General features: G+C 55.1%; 2 protein-coding genes. Both read left to right on the top strand.

Features of this window, described 5'->3' with window-relative positions; all coding sequences use genetic code 11:
* On the top strand, nucleotides 1-978 hold a 978-nt coding region (locus KCG48_RS14085), incomplete at its 5' end, for a VirB4-like conjugal transfer ATPase, CD1110 family (RefSeq protein WP_408004746.1).
* Nucleotide 979: 1 nt separating this feature from the next.
* Nucleotides 980-2,721: M23 family metallopeptidase (locus KCG48_RS14080; protein ID WP_211802819.1), on the top strand; the 1,742-nt coding region annotated here is incomplete at its 3' end.

The raw sequence follows: 2,721 nt of genomic DNA, 5'->3' as shown, positions 1-2,721 counted from the left end.
GAGATCGCCAATGCCTTTCTCATCACCCAGGACGACATCACCATCTGCGATCCTGAGGGCGAGTATTACCCCCTGGTGGAGCGCCTGCAGGGCCAGGTCATTAAGATCTCGCCCACCAGCGGACATTACATTAATCCTATGGACATCAATCTGAATTACTCAGAGGACGAGAGTCCGCTGTCCCTGAAATCCGACTTCATTCTCTCCCTGTGTGAGCTCATCGTCGGCGGCAGAGAGGGCCTCCAGCCCATTGAAAAGACTGTCATCGACCGCTGCGTGCGCATGGTGTATCAGGCCTATCTCAATGAGCCCAAGCCGGAGAATGTCCCTATCCTGGGAGATCTGCACCGAATCCTTCTGGAGCAGCCGGAAAAGGAAGCCCGTCTCATTGCAACGGCCCTGGAAATTTACGTCAGCGGCTCGCTCAACGTCTTTAACCATCGGACCAACGTGAATATCCAGAACCGCCTGGTTTGCTTTGACATCAAGGAACTGGGCAAGCAGCTGAAAAAGCTGGGCATGCTCATCGTCCAGGACCAGGTCTGGGGTCGCGTGACCACCAACCGGGCGGAAGGCCGAAGCACCCGCTACTACATCGATGAATTCCATCTGCTGCTCAAGGAAGAGCAGACCGCCGCCTACTCGGTCGAGATCTGGAAGCGATTCAGAAAGTGGGGCGGCATCCCGACGGGCATCACCCAGAACGTCAAGGACCTATTATCCTCTCGGGAAATCGAAAATATCTTCGAAAACAGCGACTTTGTATACATGCTGAACCAGGCAGGCGGTGACCGGCAGATCCTGGCCAAGCAGCTCAACATCTCTCCCCACCAGCTGTCCTACGTCACCCATTCCGGTGAAGGTGAAGGCCTGTTGTTCTACGGAAATGTGATCCTGCCCTTTGCAGACCGTTTCCCAAAGGATACCGAGCTCTACCGCATCATGACGACGAAGCCAGCTGAGGTCAAGGGGGTGTGAGATGAGCGCTAAGAAAGCCAAACGCACCGTCACCCGGCTTCAGTTCACAGAGGAGGAGCGCAGCCGCCCGGAGCTTCAAAAAGCCACTCAGAAGGCAGATAAGGCTGCGAATAAGCTGGAGAAAGCAGCAAAAAAGTCCAAGGCAGAATCACTGGGAACCCACGAGAAGAGCATTTCCTTTGGTCCCATGAAAAAGCCAGTGAAACTGCAGTTTGAAGAGCTTCAGGTGAAGAAAACACCCTCAGCTTTCAAGTCCGCTGCGGAGGTCCACCGGCAGATTGCAAGATCCGAAGATGACAATATCGGCGTGGAGGCTGCCCACCGCCTGGAAGGAACCGCTGAAGGCACTGTCCGGACCGCCCAAAATGCTCACCGCTCCCATGCGCTGAAAGCGGAGCGAAAATCCCTGAAGGCGGAGAAAAAGCTGGACCAGGCCAATGTCAGCCTGCTTCAAAAACGGGCAGCCAGTGAACAGCCGCTCTTCTCGACCAACCCCTTATCCCGCTGGCAGCAAAAGCAGGCCATCAAGAAGGAATACGCTGCGGCTAAAGCCGGAAGAGGTGCGGGAACCGTTCAGAAGACGGCCCAAACCACCGTGAAGACCGCGAAGAAAGCGAAGGAAGCGCTGGAGAAGGCGACCGCTTTCGTTGCCCGGCACAGCAAGGTTTTTCTGGGGATTATCGGCATCTTCTTTGTTGTCATGCTGATCCTGAATACCTTTGCCAGCTGCTCCCAGATGGCCGTAGGCGGACTCAACGCCTTTCTCACGACTTCCTACACCGCATCCGATGAGGACATCACTGCCGCTGATCTGGAGTACACCAGGCTGGAGGCAGAGCTGCAGTATGACCTGCTCAACATCGAACGGGATTATCCCGGCTTTGATGAATACCGCTACACCGTTGATCCCATCGGCCATGATCCTCATGAGCTGATCGCTTATCTGACGGCAAGATTCGAAGATTTTACCTACGCGGAGGTCGAAGCTGAGCTGAGATCTCTCTTTTCCTCCATGTACAGCTTAAGCATCACAGAGACCGTCGAGGTGCGATACCGCACCGAAACCCTTTACCGGACCTATACCGTGACTGATCCGGAAACCGGAGAGGTCCAGATCATTCGCGAAAGCTATGAGGTGGAGGTCCCCTATAATTTCTACATCCTGAACATCAACCTGAGCAGCCAGTCCCTGTATTCGGTGGTCTATCCCCGCATGAGCGCTGACCAACGGGAAATGTATCTCGTGTACATGGATACCAAGGGCAACAAACAGTATTTTGGTAATCCCTTTACCTTCAATTGGCCGAGCCATGTCACTAGCCTTTACGGCTGGCGTGTCCATCCCATCACAGACCGGTTGCAGATCCACCGTGGATTGGATTTGGGTGTGCCTTTGGGAACTCCGATCCAGTCCATCCATGACGGCGAAGTGGTCCGTGTCGGCTACGATGCCAGCGGCTATGGCAACTATGTGGTCATTGCGGACACGGATGGCTATCGTAGCACCTATGCCCACTGCTCCAGCATTCTGGTAACAGAAGGACAGAGCGTCCTGCGGGGACAGGCTATCGCCAAGGCCGGAAGCACCGGTGCCAGTACGGGCAGCCATCTGCACCTGGAACTGACTTTAAATGGCCAGTATCTCAATCCCTATTTCTTCATCGAGGGGACTGACCCCTACACCCCGCCAGCCGTCGGCGGCACCAATGGCGCTTATACGGACTATGACATCCCGCCGGAAGC

Source organism: Proteiniclasticum sediminis (genome assembly GCF_018128025.1).
GTDB classification, from domain to species: domain Bacteria; phylum Bacillota; class Clostridia; order Clostridiales; family Clostridiaceae; genus Proteiniclasticum; species Proteiniclasticum sediminis.
Note: the sequence above shows the minus strand (reverse complement) of the source record. Positions and strands in the feature narration are given on the sequence as shown.